Annotated in this window: 17 protein-coding genes; 10 read left to right on the plus strand and 7 right to left on the minus strand. The window is 42.4% G+C overall.

Features of this window, described 5'->3' with window-relative positions:
• Positions 1 to 367: 367 nt before the first annotated feature.
• From C5471_RS21170 to ydiJ, 3 genes are all read right to left on the minus strand, one after another.
• Positions 368 to 520, minus strand: a complete 153-nt coding sequence (locus C5471_RS21170) for a Hok/Gef family protein (RefSeq protein ID WP_133812815.1) — start codon at positions 518 to 520, stop codon at positions 368 to 370.
• Positions 521 to 1033: 513 nt separating this feature from the next.
• Complete coding sequence (menI, locus tag C5471_RS21175; RefSeq protein ID WP_133812814.1) at positions 1034 to 1450, minus strand: 1,4-dihydroxy-2-naphthoyl-CoA hydrolase; 417 nt, start codon at positions 1448 to 1450, stop codon at positions 1034 to 1036.
• Positions 1447 to 4503: a D-2-hydroxyglutarate dehydrogenase YdiJ gene (ydiJ, locus tag C5471_RS21180; RefSeq protein WP_133812813.1), complete on the minus strand. Its 3057-nt coding sequence runs from the start codon at positions 4501 to 4503 to the stop codon at positions 1447 to 1449. The genes menI and ydiJ overlap by 4 nt, the downstream gene beginning before the upstream one ends.
• Before the next feature lie 223 nt (positions 4504 to 4726).
• On the opposite strand from ydiJ, the gene ydiK reads away from it, so the two are divergent.
• Positions 4727 to 5836 carry an AI-2E family transporter YdiK gene (gene ydiK, locus C5471_RS21185; RefSeq protein WP_133812812.1) on the plus strand — a complete coding sequence of 370 codons (1110 nt, stop codon included), beginning with the start codon at positions 4727 to 4729 and terminating at the stop codon, positions 5834 to 5836.
• A 453-nt stretch (positions 5837 to 6289) separates the two neighbouring features.
• Here ydiK and ppsA read toward each other — a convergent pair whose 3' ends face one another.
• Complete coding sequence (gene ppsA, locus C5471_RS21190; protein ID WP_133812811.1) at positions 6290 to 8668, minus strand: phosphoenolpyruvate synthase; 2379 nt, start codon at positions 8666 to 8668, stop codon at positions 6290 to 6292.
• Between the two features lie 217 nt (positions 8669 to 8885).
• On the opposite strand from ppsA, the gene ppsR reads away from it, so the two are divergent.
• From ppsR to C5471_RS21230, 8 genes are all read left to right on the plus strand, one after another.
• Complete coding sequence (ppsR, locus tag C5471_RS21195; RefSeq protein WP_133812810.1) at positions 8886 to 9761, plus strand: posphoenolpyruvate synthetase regulatory kinase/phosphorylase PpsR; 876 nt, start codon at positions 8886 to 8888, stop codon at positions 9759 to 9761.
• Between the two features lie 141 nt (positions 9762 to 9902).
• Positions 9903 to 10949 carry a 3-deoxy-7-phosphoheptulonate synthase gene (locus C5471_RS21200; protein ID WP_133812809.1) on the plus strand — a complete coding sequence of 349 codons (1047 nt, stop codon included), beginning with the start codon at positions 9903 to 9905 and terminating at the stop codon, positions 10947 to 10949.
• A 168-nt stretch (positions 10950 to 11117) separates the two neighbouring features.
• Positions 11118 to 11315: a hemin uptake protein HemP gene (gene hemP / locus C5471_RS21205; protein WP_046976020.1), complete on the plus strand. Its 198-nt coding sequence runs from the start codon at positions 11118 to 11120 to the stop codon at positions 11313 to 11315.
• Between the two features lie 89 nt (positions 11316 to 11404).
• Entirely contained in the window at positions 11405 to 13471 is a 2067-nt protein-coding gene (locus tag C5471_RS21210; RefSeq protein ID WP_133812808.1) for a TonB-dependent hemoglobin/transferrin/lactoferrin family receptor, read from the plus strand.
• A gap of 32 nt (positions 13472 to 13503) precedes the next feature.
• The gene (locus C5471_RS21215; RefSeq protein WP_133812807.1) at positions 13504 to 14577 is read left to right on the plus strand and encodes a ChuX/HutX family heme-like substrate-binding protein; all 1074 of its coding nucleotides are present in this window, start codon (positions 13504 to 13506) and stop codon (positions 14575 to 14577) included.
• A complete protein-coding gene (locus C5471_RS21220; RefSeq protein ID WP_133812806.1) occupies positions 14574 to 15392 on the plus strand; it encodes a heme/hemin ABC transporter substrate-binding protein in 819 nt (272 codons plus the stop codon). The genes C5471_RS21215 and C5471_RS21220 overlap by 4 nt, the downstream gene beginning before the upstream one ends.
• Complete coding sequence (locus tag C5471_RS21225; protein ID WP_133812805.1) at positions 15389 to 16390, plus strand: FecCD family ABC transporter permease; 1002 nt, start codon at positions 15389 to 15391, stop codon at positions 16388 to 16390. Before C5471_RS21220 ends, C5471_RS21225 begins: the two co-directional genes overlap by 4 nt.
• The gene (locus C5471_RS21230; protein ID WP_133812804.1) at positions 16390 to 17184 is read left to right on the plus strand and encodes a heme ABC transporter ATP-binding protein; all 795 of its coding nucleotides are present in this window, start codon (positions 16390 to 16392) and stop codon (positions 17182 to 17184) included. Before C5471_RS21225 ends, C5471_RS21230 begins: the two co-directional genes overlap by 1 nt.
• Positions 17185 to 17239: 55 nt before the next feature.
• Here C5471_RS21230 and C5471_RS21235 read toward each other — a convergent pair whose 3' ends face one another.
• Positions 17240 to 17854 carry a hypothetical protein gene (locus C5471_RS21235; protein WP_133812803.1) on the minus strand — a complete coding sequence of 205 codons (615 nt, stop codon included), beginning with the start codon at positions 17852 to 17854 and terminating at the stop codon, positions 17240 to 17242.
• A 263-nt stretch (positions 17855 to 18117) separates the two neighbouring features.
• Here C5471_RS21235 and C5471_RS21240 point away from each other — a divergent pair, with 263 nt between their 5' ends.
• Entirely contained in the window at positions 18118 to 18480 is a 363-nt protein-coding gene (locus C5471_RS21240) for a helix-turn-helix domain-containing protein (protein WP_133812802.1), read from the plus strand.
• Between the two features lie 723 nt (positions 18481 to 19203).
• On the opposite strand, the gene C5471_RS21245 is transcribed toward C5471_RS21240, so the two are convergent.
• Positions 19204 to 19527, minus strand: a complete 324-nt coding sequence (locus C5471_RS21245; protein WP_133812801.1) for a hypothetical protein — start codon at positions 19525 to 19527, stop codon at positions 19204 to 19206.
• 347 nt (positions 19528 to 19874) lie between these two features.
• A complete protein-coding gene (locus C5471_RS21250) occupies positions 19875 to 20330 on the minus strand; it encodes a hypothetical protein (RefSeq protein WP_133812800.1) in 456 nt (151 codons plus the stop codon).
• Positions 20331 to 20674: the final 344 nt, after the last annotated feature.

The raw sequence follows: 20674 nt of genomic DNA on the forward strand, positions 1-20674 counted from the left end.
GCCAGAGACAGATAGTCTCAAGCGCCCGCCCAGAATATACCAAAGCAAAATACATATATCTATATATTACATTATATTTCTGAGTTTATTTACCGTAAGCCATTCCTGGCTTGTGATTTACTGCTGAAATTAATATACACCGGATTTTATAGATTTGAATAAAAGGAAGTTTTTATTTATTTAGATATTAATTTCTTTGATATAACTCGATATTTAAATTCATCAGATATATAAACAGATCACATAAGCAATGATATTATAAAAATATGAATCAAATGACGGGATAGCCATTAATAGTTGGTGATCGGGCGCTTGAGAGCCATGCTCAACAACAAGCGATGGCGGGGATTGCTCCCCGCCGTTGCTCTTACCTGGGTTCGTAATCCATGAAAACAGCAACCTCCGTTTGGCCGCTTCGGATGCGAACCTCACAGAGATCTTTCCTCGTAACCAGCACAGCCGCTAAAGCGGCAATACAAATAACGATAATAACGATAAGTACCGCTTTTTGCTGTTTCATAGTTAGCGTCTCCTTGCCTTTCGGCGTGTAAGAGGCTAATCTTATGTTGTAGAGCATAAGAACTGGCCTCAAATTGATTGAAAGATCATTTGGGGCTTTCTTCTATCCACTCCAGCGCGCCAGAGACAGATAGTCTCAAGCGCCCGCCCAGAATATACCAAAGCAAAATACATATATCTATATATTACATTATATTTCTGAGTTTATTTACAATAAGCCATTCCTGGCTTGTGATTTACGGCTGAAATTAATATATCCCGAATTTTATAGATTTGAATAAAAGGAATTTTTTATTTATTCCGATATTAATCCCCTTAATATAATTCACCATATCCATTCTATTCGACATTTAAATTCATCAGATATATAAACAGATCACATAAAAATGATATTATAAAAATATCGATAAAATCTATAATCAGGAAGACTATCGCAACTAAATTTAATACATAAAAAAAATAACTTTTTCACTTAATGAGTAGGTTATTTTCCATAAAATAACCTACTTTTATTTTATCCAGGCAAAATTGACGTAGTTAACCGTGAGGTGCAACACAAGTGTTGACGTTCATCAAAAATATCGATTCGCCATACTTGGTGATTGCGGCCAATATGCAGGGGCTTACACACCCCTTTAACTTCACCACTGCGAACAGACCGGATATGGTTGGCATTGATTTCCAGCCCAACAACTTTTTTCTCACCTTCGGAACAGAGATACCCAGCCAAAGAACCGAGTGATTCTGCCAGTACAACAGATGCCCCACCATGTAATAAACCAAACGGCTGACGGGTACGATGATCAACCGGCATTGTGCCTTCAATAAAATCATCACCGATATGCGTGATTTTTATGCCCAGATGGCCCATCATACACTGGCTATTTACTTGATTCAGGCTATCCAGTCCAATATCACGTTTCCAAATCATGGGATTATCTCCAATAAAGCTTGCAACGGATGCTTAAGTACTTGCCCTTCTACCCGCTTAACCTGACTGCGGCAGGAATAACCAGAACTCAGGCAACGCTCCAGAGGTAATTTCTGCAAGGCAGGTTGCCAGGATAATTGATAGATACCAATAGAGTGTTTTATGTTTTTGTTTTCATGACCATATGTTCCAGCCATTCCACAGCAGCCTACACTGATATTATCTAGCTTACTACCCACCCGCTGGAAAATTTTTTCCCACTGTTGACTACTGCCTGGTAGCATAGTCACTTCCGTACAATGTCCGAATAGATACCATTTGTCACCGGACACGACCTGATTATCCTTTTTCTCCGGCAAGATGTTGATCAGCCATTCATGAACAAGCTGAACCTCAAACTTACCGCGCTGCTCACCGAGAATTTCTTTATATTCATCTCGATAGCACAATACCAATGCAGGATCGACACCGACCATAGGAATGCCCAGCTCAAATACCCGGCTGAGAAAATCTGACGTTTTTTGGGCCGTTTTAGCAAAGCGAGATAAGAATCCTTTGATATGTTGGGCCTTACCGTTAGGGGAAAATGGCAGCAATACCGGCTTATATCCCACTTTTTCCACCAGACAGGCAAAATCAACCACCACTTTCGCATCGTAATAACTGGTGAACGGATCCTGAACAATCAACACATATCCGTTACGATGAGCCTGATCCATTTTTTCAAGCTGTTCCAGTGTAGTAGAAAGCGCGTAATGACCAGCAAGCTGTTGGTGCAGTGTCGGGCTGGATAACAAGGGCAGATCCACCATCCCGATAGTTCGGCGGCTCAATTCCTGTACCCACGACTGTTTCAGGAAAAAATTAAATGCCCGCGGCGCTTTAGCCATTAATGGCGTACTACTTTCTGCACCTGCCACAATATAATCACGCAAGGGACGGAGATAACGTCCGTGATATAACTCAAGAAAACGGGCACGGAATGACGGCACATCAATTTTGATCGGACACTGGGTTGAACAAGCTTTACATGCCAGACAACCCGACATTGCCTCTTTTACTTCATGGGAGAAGTCATACTCTCCACGCCATGCTTGCCAACTATTACGCGTCTTTTCAATCAAACCACGCAAGCTTGGCCGTTTTTGTTCCAATCCCTGCTTCAACAGTTGCGGATCCATACCCTGTTCGGTCAAAAGCCGAAGCCATTCACGCACTAATGTCGCCCTGCCTTTCGGTGAATGGATACGCTGCCGGCTAATTTTCATTGACGGGCACATCGGGCTTTTCACATCGAAATTAAAACACAACCCATTACCATTACATTCCATCGCACCACGGAATGTATTTCTTACATTGACCGGAATTGTCCGGTCATAAGTCCCCCGCTTGACGGCATCAACTTTCATCATCGGTGCATCAACACCAATCGGTGGGCAGATTTTACCCGGATTCAAGCGGTTATCCGGGTCAAAGGCCGCCTTAATTCGGCGCAACTCCTCATACAAGATGCTACCGAAAAATTCCGGACTATATTCAGCACGAAAACCTTTACCATGTTCTCCCCACAACAAACCGCCATAACGAGCGGTGAGACTGACAATTTCATCAGAAATTTGTTTCATCAGTATCTCTTGCTGCGGATCGCACATATCCAGTGCTGGCCGAACGTGCAACACACCGGCATCGACATGACCAAACATACCATAATTCAGCTGATGGCTATCCAGTAGCTGGCGGAATTCCACAATATAATCAGCAAGATGCTGTGGAGGCACACACGTATCTTCCACAAATGGGATCGGTTTCGCCACACCTTTACTGTTACCCAGTAATCCAACCGATTTCTTGCGCATTGCATAAATACGCTCAATATCAGCCAGCTCCCGGCAAATCTGGTAGCCAATAACGCCCTGATGACCTTCGATCAGTTCATCAAGGCGCTGACAAAGCATGTCTACCTGCTGGTCTATCAATTGTTGATCATCACCACTGAATTCAACAATATTCAACCCCTGCATATCCTTGCCAGGAATATCGGTGATCAATTCTTTCACTGAATGCCAGACAATATCCTCACGCGCTAAATTCAGAACTTTTGAATCCACGGTTTCAACAGATAGCGCTTTTGCATTCACCATAAAAGGCGCGTTACGCAGTGCTGAATCAAATGAATCATATTTTACGTTCACCAACCGCCTGACTTTCGGCAATGGTGTAATATTCAGAACCGCTTCGGTAATAAAAGCCAGCGTTCCTTCTGAACCAGTCAATATACGACCCAAGTCAAACTTCTGCATATCGTCACTGAAAACATGACGCAAATCATAACCTGTCAGAAAGCGATTGAGTTTGGGGAATTTTTCAACGATAAGTTCACGCCGCTCACGGCAGCGATTAAGTACCGTATTATAGATACGGCCTGTAGCAGAATCTTCCTGAGCCATTGATTCCGCCTGTGCTATGTCCATTGAGCGGGTATCAAGTAATTCGCCACCTAATAAGACTGCCCGTAAACCAAGAACATGATCGGATGTTTTACCATAGACCAGTGAACCCTGACCGGAAGCATCGGTATTAATCATTCCGCCCAATGTTGCACGGTTACTGGTTGAAAGCTCAGGTGAAAAGAAATAACCATATGGGCGCAAATATTGGTTCAGTTGATCTTTAATTACGCCCGCTTCAACTCTGACCCATCCCTGCTCCGGATTAATCTCAAGGATACGATTCATATAGCGGGACATATCCACCACGATACCCTCATTAAGGGCCTGGCCGTTTGTGCCAGTACCGCCTCCGCGCGGGGTGAATGTCAAATTCTGATATTTTTTTTCGCCGGCGACACGGGCCAGTAAAACCACATCTGCGCCGGATCGAGGGAAAACGACAGCCTGCGGTAAGAGTTGATAGATACTGTTATCTGTCGCCATCGTCAGGCGATCGGCATAGCTGCTTGCGGTATCTCCGGTAAATCCTTGTTCCTTGAGTGTATCCAAAAATTCCTGTGCCACCTCACTCACGTGAGGTGCTTGTAATATGCGTGGGATCATTATCGTTTTGACCCTTTTAAAATGAGTGTCCACATTGCTTCATTTATACTATCTTTGAATTGATGCCCGAGTCAGCCGTAATCATTAACCACCGTTAACTGACTTGTCTGAGAAGGCAAGCGGTTACCTTATCATAATATTCACCTATTTTGAGTAACCTGTAGATAACATCCTATTTATTCATTATCTTTAGCGCCACTAAATTCCTTAGAGAAATTAACTCATGGACAAATCTCAACCGTATTATGATCTACCAAAGCTATTGTTTACTTTAATTTTTCTTTCACTCTTAATTGTTACCAGTTTCTGGGTGATGAAACCGTTTATCCTTGGTTTTGTCTGGGCAGGAATGGTGGTTATCGCCACCTGGCCTTTACTGGAAAAAATACAAAACAGTTTATGGGGTAAACGGTGGATTGCAGTTTCCATCATGACGTTATTATTAATTCTGTTGTTTGTGATCCCCATCGCATTACTGGTTAGTAGCTTATTGGAAAACAGCGGGCCATTAATCGAGTGGGCTAAATCCCCGGCTAATTTTCAAATGCCGGCAATGACTTGGCTTGACAGCATTCCGCTGGTTGGCGATAAACTTTACAGCGGCTGGAACTCATTGATTACTGATGGTGGAAATGTGCTGATTGCTAAAGTCCAGCCCTATGTCGGAGAGGCGGCAACCTGGTTCTTTACTCAGGCGGCCAATGCCGGACGCTTCGTTTTCCATCTTGGCTTGATGGTGCTATTTAGCGTGCTCCTATATCTGAAAGGCGAACAGGTGACGATGAGTATTCGCCATTTTGCCGTTCGCCTGGCAGATAAACGCGGAGATGCCGCCATCCTGCTGGCAGCACAATCCATCCGCGCTGTCGCACTCGGCGTCGTCGTTACTGCGTTGGTTCAAGCCATTATCGGGGGTCTTGGCCTGGCTGTTTCGGGGATCCCTTATGCTACGTTACTGACAGTACTTATGTTTGTCTGTTGCGTTGCCCAGCTTGGTCCATTGTTGATTTTAGTGCCTGCTGTCACCTGGCTTTACTGGACAGGTGATACAACCTGGGGCACCGTGCTATTGGTCTGGAGCTGTATAGTGACAACAATGGATGGATTTCTTCGTCCATTTTTAATCCGTTTAGGCGCTGATTTACCGATGGCCCTGATATTAACCGGCGTTATTGGCGGAATACTCTCATTTGGCATGATTGGCTTATTTATCGGGCCGGTTGTATTAGCCGTTGCTTATCGTTTATTAATTGCCTGGATGAACGAAGTCCCAGCACCTGAAAATGATTTAGCCGAAACTGAAAAATATCTGGAAAAAGAATTTTCAGAATAATTTGTATGATAATTAATTCTGTCTCACATAGCGAAAGAGGGTTAACTCTTTCGCTAAGCCATAATTTTAAAAACTAATCATTCATTTGAAATACTCATTTGTTTTTATTTGCTAGATATAATTATTGTGATCATAATGTTAAAAAATGGTTAAATTTGGTTTTTTATAGCCATAAATAATTCGTAAATTAGGACAATTCTTAATGAATAAACTATTTAACTAAATTAATATAAGCGGGCTGTAAACGAGACGTTTATTTCTCCTTTTGATGGTTCTATTTATTAGAAACGCGTATATTGCTGTGTGTAGTCCTTGCCTATCACGCCCATGGTAGGCTTTTTTTTTCACTATTTTTATCCTTATTCTGTGGCATTGTCATCAGTTACTTTATCCATTAAAAAACCCGCCATTTATTCTGACGGGCCTTTAGTTTCAATTGCGGATTATTCTCAGTTAACTCTCTTTCGCTAATCCCAGCCAAGTTTTCACCACGGTATCTGGGTTCAATGACAAGCTATCAATTCCCTCTTCCATCAACCAATGAGCGAAATCCTGATGGTCTGAAGGCCCCTGCCCACAAATTCCCACATATTTGTTTTGACGCTTGGCCGCCTGGATAGCTAATGAGAGCATCGCTTTGACCGCATCATTGCGTTCATCAAATAACTCAGACACCACGCCGGAATCCCGGTCCAAACCAAGAGTAAGTTGAGTCATATCATTAGAACCAATAGAAAAGCCATCAAAGTGTTCAAGGAACTGTTCCGCCAGAATTGCGTTGGACGGAATCTCACACATCATAATGACTTTCAACCCGTTCTCACCACGCTTCAACCCTTGTGACGCCAATTCAGCAATAACTGCCTCAGCCTGAGCGACAGTACGCACGAACGGGATCATAATTTCGACGTTGGTCAGCCCCATATCATTACGTACACGCTTAACCGCTTCACACTCCAATGCAAAACAACTGCGGAAACTGTCAGAGATATAACGCCCTGCACCACGGAAACCCAACATCGGGTTCTCTTCATCAGGTTCGTAAATGTCACCACCAACCAGATTGGCATACTCATTAGATTTAAAGTCAGACAGGCGAACAATAACCCGCTTCGGCCAGAACGCAGCCGCCAGCGTTGCGATCCCTTCTGTCAGGCGTCCAACATAGAACTCAACCGGATTATCATAACCCAACATCAGAGATTTTATCTCTTGCTGCAATTCCGGCGTTTGCTGATCAAATTCCAGCAATGCGCGAGGATGAACGCCAATCATTCGGTTAATAATAAATTCCAAACGGGCAAGACCAACACCTTCATTTGGTAAGCAGGCAAAATCAAATGCGCGGTCAGGATTACCCACATTTAGCATAATTTTCACATCAAGCTCTGGTAATTGATCGACCTGAGAACTTTGTACAACGAAATCCAGCTGATTTTGATAAACAAAACCTGTATCGCCTTCCGCACAAGAAACCGTCACGGGTTGATTTTCTTGCAAACGTTCCGTTGCATCACCACATCCAACAACTGCGGGAATGCCCAATTCACGGGCAATAATCGCGGCGTGACAAGTCCGTCCGCCACGATTAGTGACGATTGCAGCCGCCTTTTTCATAATCGGCTCCCAATCCGGATCGGTCATATCAGTGACCAGCACATCACCCGGCTGGATACGATCCATTTCATTTAAGTTATGAATAACTTTTACTACACCCGCACCAATACGATGACCTATGGCGCGCCCTTCCACCAATACCTGACCTTGTTCATTCAGTTGATAGCGTTCCATAACCTGTTGGTTTGAGCGGACAGTCTCAGGACGCGCCTGAACAATATATAACTTGCCATTATGACCATCTTTGGCCCATTCAATATCCATCGGCCGGCCATAATGTTTTTCAATCAACAACGCCTGACGAGCTAACTCTTCAACTTCTTCATCAACTAAAGAGAAACGATTGCGTTGTGCTTCTGGCACATCTTCGATGCGTACCTGCTTACCATGCTCTTTATTATCAGAGTAGATCATATGCAGTTTTTTAGAGCCCAAATTGCGGCGAACAATGGCGGGTTTCCCCCTATTCAGCGTTGGCTTATGAACATAGAATTCATCCGGGTTCACTGCCCCCTGAACAACCATCTCACCCAATCCGTAAGCAGAAGTAATAAAGACAACCTGATCAAATCCTGATTCAGTATCAATAGTGAACATCACACCGGAAGAGGCGAGATCAGAACGCACCATACGCTGTACACCCGCTGATAACGCAACCCCCCGATGGTCATATCCCTGATGGGCACGATAAGAAATAGCCCGGTCATTAAACAGTGAAGCAAACACATGCTTGATGGCAATCATCACCGCATCAATGCCTTGTACGTTCAGAAAAGTTTCCTGCTGCCCGGCAAAAGAAGCATCCGGCATATCTTCAGCCGTTGCCGAAGAACGCACAGCAAAAGAGGCTTCCGGCTGCCCTTCAGACAACTGTTGATAAGCCGCCTGAATATCTTTTTCCAATTGCGGCGTCCATGGCGTATCAATCACCCATCGACGAATTTGTGCGCCCGCTTTGGCCAGTTGATTCACATCATCAACATCAGTTTCATCCAGCAAGCGATAAATACGCTGATTGACACCACTTTGCTCCAGGAAATCATTAAATGCCTGTGCGGTGGTCGCGAAACCATTCGGGACAGCAACCCCCAATACTGACAGGTTAGTGATCATTTCTCCCAGGGAGGCGTTTTTACCACCAACCCGGTCAACATCATGCATACCTAATTGGTTATACCAAAGCACATTACACGGGGGGAGGTTATTGTTAGGCATTAAAACAATCCTTTTAACATTCGTGAGGTACAAGTCGGAAAATTGGCACTGCATTTTCAGCAGTCATAAACAGACTAACACAATGTTTTGACACACATAGAAAGGTGAATCGATCAACCCAACACATTATTTTTTTCTCAGGTATACTTTGCAGAAAATTGATGCCCGGTCTCATTTAACTCAACGACTGGAAAGATAGAAGACCACTATAAATATCATGACAAAATACAGATTAGACATATCAGCAGAAAGTAATAGTGTTGAGAGTAGTGTTGAACGCACCGTTTTCTTTATTTCTGATGGAACAGCAATTACCGCAGAAGTATTGGGCCATGCTGTATTATCACAATTTCCCATCAAAGTAACCTCATATACCCTCCCTTTTGTCGCCAGTGAAACTCGGGCAAAAGAAATAAAGCAACAAATAAATCAAATATATCAAGATACGAGTATAAGACCTTTGGTTTTCTATTCCATTATCTCTTCTGGAGTGAAAAATATTATCACCAGCAGTGAAGGTTTCTGTCAGGACATTGTCCAAACACTGGTAGCTCCATTACAAAAAGAGACCGGACTGGAACCCAAACCTGAACTTAACCGTACTCACGGTCTGACCGCAAAGAATCTCAGTCAGTATGACGCGCGCATAGCAGCGATTGACTATGCCCTGGCACACGATGATGGTATCTCTTTACGTAATCTTGACCAGGCGCAGGTTATTCTACTGGGTGTGTCTCGTTGCGGAAAGACGCCTACCAGTCTCTATTTAGCCATGCAATTTGGTATTCAAGCTGCAAATTATCCTTTTACCGCAGATGATATGGATAATTTACAATTACCTGCAACATTAAAACAATTCCAGCATAAGTTATTCGGTTTAACTATAAGCCCTGACCGGTTGGCCGCTATCAGGGAAGAACGCCGAGAAAATAGCCGTTATGCATCATTGAGGCAATGCAGAATAGAGATTTCGGAAGTTGAAGCTTTATTCCGTAAGAATAAGATTAATTATCTTAATACCACCAATTATTCTGTTGAAGAAATCTCGACCAAAATAATCGATACGATGAAACTGAACCGTCGCATGTTTTAGAAATATATCAATATGAATAATTGAAAAAAATTTATGATGTAGCTAACTATATTGTTTGTTTAATTTAGTCATTTTCGTTTATTGTAATTTCAATTACCCACAGGTATATCCGCTAGCGTAAAACGAACTTTGAGAAAATATATGTACAAAACAGATGGTTTAAGGACTCACCGCGTCGATAGTTTGGTAACACCTCAAGCTCTTGCAATTCAATATCCTGTATCTGAAAAAATCGCCAACAATGTGACAACGTCACGAAAACGTATTGCAGATATTCTATCCGGGAATGACCCACGACTTATGGTTATCGTTGGTCCTTGCTCTATTCATGATATTGATGCTGCTTTAGATTATGCTCAACGACTGAACACATTACGTGAAAAATACCAGCACAGGCTGGAAATTGTTATGCGTACCTACTTTGAAAAACCGCGCACAGTCGTGGGCTGGAAAGGTTTAATTTCAGATCCGGATCTTGACGGCTCTTGCCAGGTTAATCGTGGTATTACTTTAGCGCGTAAGTTACTGATTGATGTCAATGAGTTGGGTTTACCTACAGCAACCGAGTTTCTGGATATGGTGACCGGCCAATATATTGCTGATCTCATTAGTTGGGGAGCTATCGGAGCCAGAACAACAGAAAGTCAGATTCACCGGGAAATGGCATCAGCCCTCCCCTGCCCGATTGGCTTTAAAAACGGCACTGATGGCAATATCCGTATCGCTATAGACGCTATCCGCGCATCCAGTGTCTGTCACACATTTCTATCGCCGGATAATCATGGTCAAATGACCATCTATCAAACCGAAGGCAACCCATACGGCCACATTATTATGCGTGGTGGCAAACAACCTAATTACAGTGCCAGAGATATTGCCGCAGCTTGTGATCAACTACGTGAATTTGATTTACCAGAGCACTTAGTTATCGATTTCAGTCACGCTAATTGTCAGAAAATACATAAACGCCAACTGGACATTGCGAAAGAGGTAGGACAACAAATTAAAGATGGTTCTGCGGCGATTGTCGGTGTAATGGCTGAAAGTTTTCTGATTGAAGGTGCCCAAACAATCATTCAGGGGCAACCACTGAATTATGGTCAATCTATTACCGATCCTTGTCTGAACTGGCAAGATACAGAGCGACTTATTGAAACGCTTGCCGAAGCCGTTAATTATCGCTTCTGAACCCGCTTCTGAGTTAGCCTTTTATTCACAAAAGGCTAACTTACAGCAGATTAATAAATCACGCTAATATATTGGTTCTGAACAGCAAAAATATTGCTTGAAGTCATCTCTCCATATAACGATAATGATTCTCACTATAATAATAGTTAGTATTCGCTAAGTGGATTTATGACTAAAGTATGTCACCAACATTCCTGCATTGCACTTGAAGAACGGTGCAATACTTATCCTGATGAAATCGTGCAAATTGGTTACATTGACAGTAAACAACTGTTAGGTGAGTCAGGAATTACCCGAATTCGCCACCAAGGGGAACTTTACCAATTGCGCCAAACTAAAGCCGGAAAGCTGATACTGACTAAATAAAAAAATAACTCAGCCAGCCACCCAGATCGCGTATCGGGGCAGCCAGCTATATCCATAAATCATAAAATATTCTTATGGAGATTCGTCTGATGTCTCAAACAGCAAGATCAACACTCAAGCTATCAGTATTAAGCCTGGCAGTTATTAGTAGTTTTTCAACCGTGTATGCAGCAACAAAATCGTCCGATTCTGATAGTAATAAATCACCCCGCGATGTGATAACTGTTTATGCAACAGGTAATGAAAGGGATAGTTTCGAAGCACCCATGATGGTGACGGTGATAAATAATAAATCAGCACAAAGTCAGACAGCCGGTAATGCCGGCGATCTTATCAGAAAAATACCCGGCATTAATATAGCCGGTACAAACCGTGCTAATGGGCAAGATGTCAGTCTGCGTGGCTATGGTCCACAAGGTGTTTTGACATTGATTGACGGTATCCGTCAGGGCACAGATACCGGTCATATTAATGGTACATTTTTGGATCCGGCATTAATTAAACAAGTCGAAGTTGTACGTGGTCCCTCTGCCCTGCTCTACGGCAGCGGTGCCTTAGGGGGGGTTATCGCTTATCAAACTGTCGATGCCGCAGACCTGCTGCAAGCGGGTCAAGATCACGGATTTCGCGTTTTCGCTCGCGGTGCAACCGGTGACCACAGCATGGGTTTTGGTGGTGCAACTTTCGGGAAAACAGATTCTCTGGATGGTTTATTCGCTTTTAGTACCCGTGATGCAGGCAATATCCGCCATAGTGGTGGTTTAACAGCTGATAATGATGAATTTATCAGTAACCTGATAGCGAAAGGCAGCTGGAAAGTCGATGAAAACCAGTCCCTGAGTAGCCAGTTACGATATTACCGTAATGAAGCTGACCAACCTAAAAATCCACAAACGCTCATCGGGAAGAATGAAAAATCTGACTCATGGACTGATCGGACGACAACTCAACGTGATGCCCAACTCAGCTACCAGTTAAACCCGGCAGAATATGATTGGTTAAATGCCAAGGCTGACCTTTATTATTCGGATGTGACTATCGATGCCCGCACTCAAGAAAAGGGGTTCGAAGGCCGCAAGCAGAAAACCTATGGCGTAAAACTGGAAAACCGCTCCCGCCTGTGGACAGACAGCCCATTGGCACATCAACTTACCTACGGTGGTGAAACCTACCAACAGAAACAAACCCCAGGCGGTAACACTGATAGCTTCCCTGATGCCAATATCCGCTTTTCTTCCGGTTGGGTGCAGAATGAAATAACCCTGCGCGGCCTGCCAGTATCTATTATCGCCGGTACCCGTTATGACAACTATAAAGGGACAAATTCCAAATATAAGGATGTCAGCGCTGATAAATGGTCTTCCAAAGGGGCTATCAGTATTACACCCACTGATTGGTCAATGCTGTTTACCTCTTATGCTCAAGCGTTCCGTGCACCGACAATGGGTGAAATGTATAACGATTCCAAACATTACTCAATGGGGCCAATCACTAACTACTGGCTCCCTAACCCTAACCTTCGCCCAGAAAGCAATGAAACATGGGAATCGGGTTTTGGGTTACGTTTCGATAACCTGCTGGCAGACAACGACGAACTGAAATTCAAAGCCAGCTATTTTGATACCAAAGCCAAAGACTATATTAAGTCAGATGTCATTAATCCTCTTAGGACAAAATCAGGTGAAATAATCAGGTCAAGAACCGGCCAACCTATATATACGAATACAACATCCACTAATGTCCCCAAGGCCAAGATATGGGGTTGGGATGTTTCTATGAACTATGAATCTAATCTGTTTTCTTGGGATCTGGCTTATAACCGCACTAAAGGAAAGAACGAAAAGAGTGGTAAATCTCTCGACAACCTCAGCCCAGATACCATCACCAGCACACTGGACATCCCTGTTGCACAAACCGGTTTCTCTGTTGGCTGGATAGGTCAATTTACCAAGCATACTGATTTTAAAGGGCAAGATAAACAACAGGCTGGCTATGGCATAAATGACTTCTACATTAGCTATCAAGGCGAAGGGATGTTAAAAGGTGTGACCACTACCGCAGTTTTGGGCAATGCCTTTGATAAAGAATACTACTCACCACAGGGAACACCGCAGGATGGCCGCAATGCCAAACTATTGGTGAGCTACCAGTGGTAATTAAATATAATGTATTTTCAAGGAGTTAAGTTGTGAATTCATCACTTTATGAACGTTACCTGCAAGCCAAAGCTGATAATAAAGCCAAATATGCCCGCGATCTGGCTGCTTATCTGAATGTCAGTGAAGGTGAGTTACTGCACAGCCGCGTTGGGATAGATGCCAAGCGCCTTGACATTGACGCACCAACTTTACTGGAAGAACTGGCTGTTGTTGGTGAAACTAAAGCGATTACCCGCAATGATTTTGCAGTCCATGAACAAATTGGCCGGTATGAAAATACACGTTTCAGCGACCATGCAGGGTTGATCCTGAATCCTCGTGAACTCGATTTGCGGATATTCTTTAATCACTGGAGCAGTGTGTTTTATCTGGTCGAGCCCGCAAAAAAAGGGATGCGCCACAGTATTCAGTTTTTTGATCATCAGGGTGATGCGCTGCATAAAATTTACACCACGGATAATACCGATATAGCAGCCTGGGAAACACTGATCGAAAAATATCAGACAGAAGAAAACCCGGCACTGGTTATCAAACCTATCGAAGAAACCAGCTATTCAACCATAACCAATGAACTGAAAGTGCAACTCGATAAAGAATGGCGAGCAATGACTGACGTTCATCAATTCTTTATTATGCTTAAACGTCATAACCTGAGCCGTCAGCAAATTTTCGACGCAGTACCGGATGATCTAGCTTACAGAGTAGAAAATTCTGCACTGAATGAGCTCATTAATGCCGCTTATAGCGATCAGAATGAAATCATGATTTTTGTCAGCAACCGTGGTTGCGTACAAATTTTCACCGGCAAGCTGGAACGCCTGATGCCATATCAGGAAGAAAACTCAGATCAGAAATGGATTAATATCTTTAATCGTAATTTCACACTACATTTAATAGAGAGTGCTATCGCTGAAAGCTGGGTAACCCGTAAACCAACGGTTGATGGTTTCGTCACCAGTCTTGAGTTATTCGATGCTAACGGCAATCAGATTGCTCAACTGTTTGGTCAGCGTACAGAAGGCACTCCTGAACAAACTCAGTGGCGTGAGCAAGTGGCTGCTCTGCCAAAACTGCAACCAGCACAGGAAGAGCATATAGCATGAAAAAATGGCTTCTGACATTCGCCCTTGCGGTATCGTTCAGTACTTTTTCCACTGAACGGCTCGTCACCATTGGTGGCGATGTATCTGAAATTGTTTTTGCACTTGGTGAAGGTAACAAAGTTGTCGCCAGAGATAGCACCAGTCAGAAACCAGCAGAATTGCTTGCCTTACCCGACGTCGGCTATATGAGATTGCTCAATCCTGAAGGCATTCTTTCTATGCATCCGACACTGGTTCTGACCAGTGAGCTGGCAAAACCTTCACTGGCACTTAAGCAACTCCAGGATTCTGGTGTAGACGTTATTCAGATAACCGGAAAAGCATCGTTAGAAGCCGTTCCCGAAAAAATCAAGACCGTCGCCAAGGCGGTCAATCAAGCTGAACGCGGCGAACAACTGATTAAGCAATATCAGAAAAAACTGGCAGACATCCCAACCACCAAATTACCAACCCGTATTCTGTTTGTGATGAGTCACGGGGGTATCATGCCAATGGCAGCCGGGCAAAAAACCGCAGCCGACAAAATGATTAGTGCTATTGGCGCGACTAATGCAATGCAAGGCTTTAACAGTTATCGTCCCCTTTCGCAAGAGGGTGTTATTGCCAGTGCACCAGATTTATTGCTAGTAACCGAAGATGGCATTAAATCAATGGGCGGCCTGGATAAAATCTGGCAATTACCGGGCTTGAAACATACCCCGGCCGGTCAGAAACAACAGATTTTAATTGCCGATGATATGGGCCTGCTTGGTTTTGGCCTCGAAACCCCTACAGTGATGAAACAACTACGACAGGCGGCGGAGAAGGCCCAATGAGCCGTATGAAGTCTCCAGGATTGGGTTTGGCATTTCTTTGTCTGCTACTGTCCGGGTTGGCTATTGGCTCCGCCAATCTGGGCGCATTAACATTATCTTTTAAGACATTGTGGGGATCCTCGATCAGTGATCCCCAATGGCAAATCTGGCTGAACATCAGATTACCAAGAGTATTATTGGCGATGCTGGTTGGCTGTGCTTTAGCCGCTTCCGGTGCGGTGATGCAAGGGTTGTTTCGTAACCCACTGGCAGATCCCGGCTTACTGGGTATGAGCAGTGGAGCGGCGCTGATGGTTGCAATGGCGATTATTTTGCCCGTCAGCCTGCCATCTGCCATTACCGTATATGGCCATATTATTGCCGCATTTATAGGCAGCCTGTTAATTTCACTACTGATTTTTTCACTGAATAAATATAACCAAGGAAATTTGGCTCGTTTATTACTGGCCGGGATCGCCATCAATGCGCTCTGCGCATCCGCTATTGGTGTCCTGAGTTATATCAGTGATGACCAGCAACTACGCCAATTCTCTTTATGGATGATGGGTTCACTCAGCCAAATAGAGTGGCCGACACTGGCAATTGCCGCTTCCTTGATTATTCCGGTTTCCATCCTGACATTCAGTCAGGCCCGTAAACTGAATCTGTTGCAATTGGGAGATGAAGAAGCCCACTATCTCGGCATTAACGTCCAGCGCACCAAATTCCAGTTATTACTCCTCAGCGCCCTGCTCATTGGTAGCGCCGTTGCATTAAGTGGGGTTATTGGATTTATTGGGTTGGTTGTCCCCCACCTGATCAGGATGCGGTTTGGTGGCGATCATCGCTGGCTGCTTCCCGGTGTCGCATTGGGTGGTGCCTCTCTTCTACTTACCGCAGATACACTGGCAAGAACATTGGTCTCCCCGGCAGAAATGCCCGTAGGTTTAATGACGGGTTTGATCGGTGGACCATACTTTTTATGGCTGATACTCAAACAGCCAGGGAGCCAGATATAATGGAAGCCATAAAAAATAATATTTTTCTGCAAGCACAAAATCTAAGTTATTCAATCGGCAACCGGAAAATTATTGATAATGTTTCGCTCTCGGTAAATAAAGGTGAAGTTGTCGCCATTATCGGCCCCAACGGCGCAGGAAAATCCACATTACTGCGACTGCTGACGGGATATATGAAACCTGAACAGGGGCAATGTTATTTACAGGGAACACCCATTGAGCAATGGCCGGCTCAACAGCTGGCCCGAACCCGGGCCGTCATGCGTCAGTACAGTTCACTCTCTTTCCCTTTCAGTGTGGAAGAGGTCATTGCTATGGGGCGTTCTCCTCATGGCATTCATCATCAACAAACAGCCATTGATACCGTCATTGAACAAACGGATTGCCAGGAGTTACGCCACCGTGACTACCGACAATTATCTGGTGGTGAACAACAAAGGGTACAATTAGCCCGTGTCCTTGCGCAGCTCTGGTCTCCGGCACCAACAGAGTGTTGTTTGTTTCTTGATGAACCAACATCAGCCTTAGATCTTTATCATCAACAACATACGCTGCGTCTGCTTTACCGGCTGACACGGGAACAACCGATGGCAATGTGCTGTGTTTTGCATGATCTCAATCTTGCCGCTCTCTACGCAGATAAAATCTTTCTGTTACATAAAGGAAAGCTGGTCGCAGCAGGTACGCCAGAAGAGGTACTGAGTGATCAAATTCTAAAAAAATGGTACCAGGCAGATCTTGGTATTACCCGCCATCCTGAGACTCAACAGCCTCAGATTTATCTAAGGCAATAACGACAAAAAAAAGCCTGACAGGCAAATTATTTTAGCTATTTGCCTGTCTTACTTTTTACTTACGAAATTTTATTGCATCAGGCAGATACCAGAAAGTTGCAATCAAGCACAAACAATAACCCAAAAGTTCGCACCCTTCTTCAGCCATATTTTTTACAATTCGATCAAAATTTTCCAGCATTAAACCTTGCCATAACACGCCCATACCAAACAGACGGGAAAAAACCAACACACACAAGATACCTGAAACCATCATGCCGTAACTTTGATGACGGGCAAAATGAACAAGCCCAACCAATGTAACCCGACCGCAGTAAACAGCGTAAAAAATACAAATCAACGCCAGCGGAATAGCCACCCACGCCCAGGCACCATGAAATATTTCATCAAATATGGAATCCAACTCTCTTATCAATAAACAAGCAAAAAAACCTGATATCAAGACTAATGCAGGACGCAATTGACTATTCTTTTTTGCTTCCAGAAAAAATGCAGCAGAAATAACAAACAGTATACTCTCCTGAGAAATTTCAGTTAATGAACTCTCCTTCACTGCATTCTGCAAATAGACAACATCAATAAAAAGTAAGCCGATAACTATGGACAAAATCAGAGCATAAAAAACAAAAAATGCCAGTTTTTTAGTTAAAAAAGTCACGTCCGATTGCATTACAACCTCCATTAAATTAAATGACGCACGATAATACTGCTTTAAATAAATTGGTGAAGATCATTTGATGCTACTTGTTGTTAAAGCAAAGGAAATTTACACAAATAAGGGTAATAATCAATTATAAATAGCACTTTTCGCCTATAGATATTTCCGATTTATCTTAAAATACTCACAATAATAACTATCGTTATTATCATTACAGGAATAGCTAATTAACACTAATATTTTAGCAACTAGCCCACCATTAGTGGGAGGTGAAAATGTCAGAAACTGTAGTAAACGATATTGTCAGATGGCTTGAAACCCAGCTTCAATGTAACGAAGGTATAAAAATAGATACCATTGCTAATAGGAGTGGTTATTCAAAATGGCATCTGCAAAGGGTATTTAAAGAGGTGAAAGGCTGTACTCTGGGTGAATATGTCCGCAAACGGCGTTTGCATGAAGCAGCAAAATCTCTGCGTGAAGAAGATCTGCCGATTCTTGACATTGCTCTACAGTATGGCTTCAGTTCTCAAGCAACATTTACCCGGATCTTTAAAAAACACTTTAACACCACACCTGCCAGATTCAGAGAGAACGGTAATCTACCTGAATTAAAGTTCTTCTTAAGTTGTGAGTGATAGCCGATTTGCTCACGGTCTTATTGATATTGTCTTCCTTAATGGTCAATAATTTTATTGACCATCTCTCTTTTATGCTATTTGAGTTCACTAACGCTCCCAATGGAACAAAAACCAGATAAGAATTTCCCAGATAGCTAACTGATTAGTTTAACATTTATTTCCCTTGCCTAAATAAGCGTACCTAATATCATTTTACCTTGGCTAATCCCTATTTATTTCTTCAAAATAGAGAACAGATTTCCATAAATCTTCTAGCTTTCCTTAACCGTTACCACATATATCAGCATACGTAATTTCAGATAGCAATTTCATGAAATGACAATAAAACCCGCTCTATTTTATTAGCCCATGTGAATAAACCAGTTAATATAATTTCAAAATAAATAGTATAAGGTAGATTCATATAATACTTAACAACCAAAAAACAAAGCTAAGAAAAAATCATCTATAGGGATTTTTCTCCTAAAATTTAGTGTATATGTAACTACAAATAAATATAAACCCTGAAGATTGAACATCAGGGTTTTATTTAAAATTAATTTCAACTTACTGCTTATCCAAATAGGCCTTATTCTTACAAATAGTTTGAACACTGCCCAGGCTTAAAATGGCAAATAAAATAACCTAATGGGATGTGCTCTTAGTATTTTAATGCAAATAATAACGAATAATATTTTTCATAGAAACTCTTATTATATCATTGTCTTACTTATCATTCTTTTAAGAACTTGATCCTGTTTTTGGCTTAAGTAATACGCCGTTGATGTATCCATAACCTTTGTATACATATCCGGTAGTTCTAATATCGACTTTTTTCCCACCAATGTGTGCAAGAATCAAAGTTATGAGACTACCATTTCCTTGATAACCGCCAGCAGAGTTATCTAGAAGAAATTTTTGTGGCTTACCCCCTTCGCCTTCAATAACGACTACATGAACGTTGTCTCTGGCTATATCTGGAGCAATTTCAATGGAAGATACAGTGACATCAGAAATAAATTCCTCAGAAGAAACTATTTCAGTAGAACTATTTTGATCGGTCATAATATATTAACCCTTATAATATTAGATTTAGCATCAAGTTATAAATATAGAAATTCATATTACACCAAAAAACTCAACCACTTTATTAATATCCATATTCAATTATCATAATCCATAAACTTATAAAAACACTTTACAACATTAAAAATAGTGTAGAAATAATAGTTAGTCAATGAAACACCAAAGAAAATCAAACTAAATAAAAACAAACATTCAACATTAATTAATAATGACAAAATTAAAGGTAGATTCACATATCATGTCACTTGATAATTATATAGCCCACCGGAAATAAAAAGCCAAGATGAGCCAGATATTTCTAATAGCGTAATCTGGCTCACTTCCTACTATTTCATAGTAAACTCAACTGACCATGCGTAGGTAAAAAGATTAGTAGAGGTGATAGTTGCATTACAAACAGCCCCCCCACTCGGTGTTGCTCCCTTATTCCACTTCGGAATTTTAACGCCATTGACATATGTATTCACGAAAGTGGTCATAAATTCACAGCTCTTAAATCCTATTTTATATCGTACCATTGCGTAATTTACATCAGGAGATAGCGGACTTTGAACCTGATAGTTATTGATCCCCCCTTGTCCTACACTTGAATCAGGTTTAGGTGTTGCATTGGCATATGTTCCGGCTTCATTATTAGTGATAATAGTGTAAACAGCATCAGCACTTCCCGGCGCACCAAGGTGCTTAAATGTCACTGTTACGGGCGGACCTGCATGAGCGACACCTACAGCAGTTAAGGAAGCAGTTGCAAACAGGGCCAACAACGATTTACGTAGTAACATGTTAGATATTCCTTATGTTGTTTAGAATGGCTGACTGCATTTTGATACAACTTTTTTTCTATAAACTTATCTGACGCACGATATATACGCCAAATTCATAAAGCAAACTTCTGCTTTATATCTTTATAATATAGACCATTTTTATCATAATTTATTCAAATAGATAAAAGATTCTTAGTTATAAAATCCGCAAATATTTTGATCTTAAGGGAATAACCAGGGTGAGAGCGTGAGTGTTCATTGTTTAACCATCGAGCATAATCCTGCTATTAACACCTTGTCCATATAGGCACTATTCATACTGGTCATCTTCCGTTTGCGCCGAATACTGGCTTTTTCACTGG

This window comes from Photorhabdus tasmaniensis (assembly GCF_011189505.1).
GTDB classification, from domain to species: Bacteria; Pseudomonadota; Gammaproteobacteria; order Enterobacterales; family Enterobacteriaceae; genus Photorhabdus; species Photorhabdus tasmaniensis.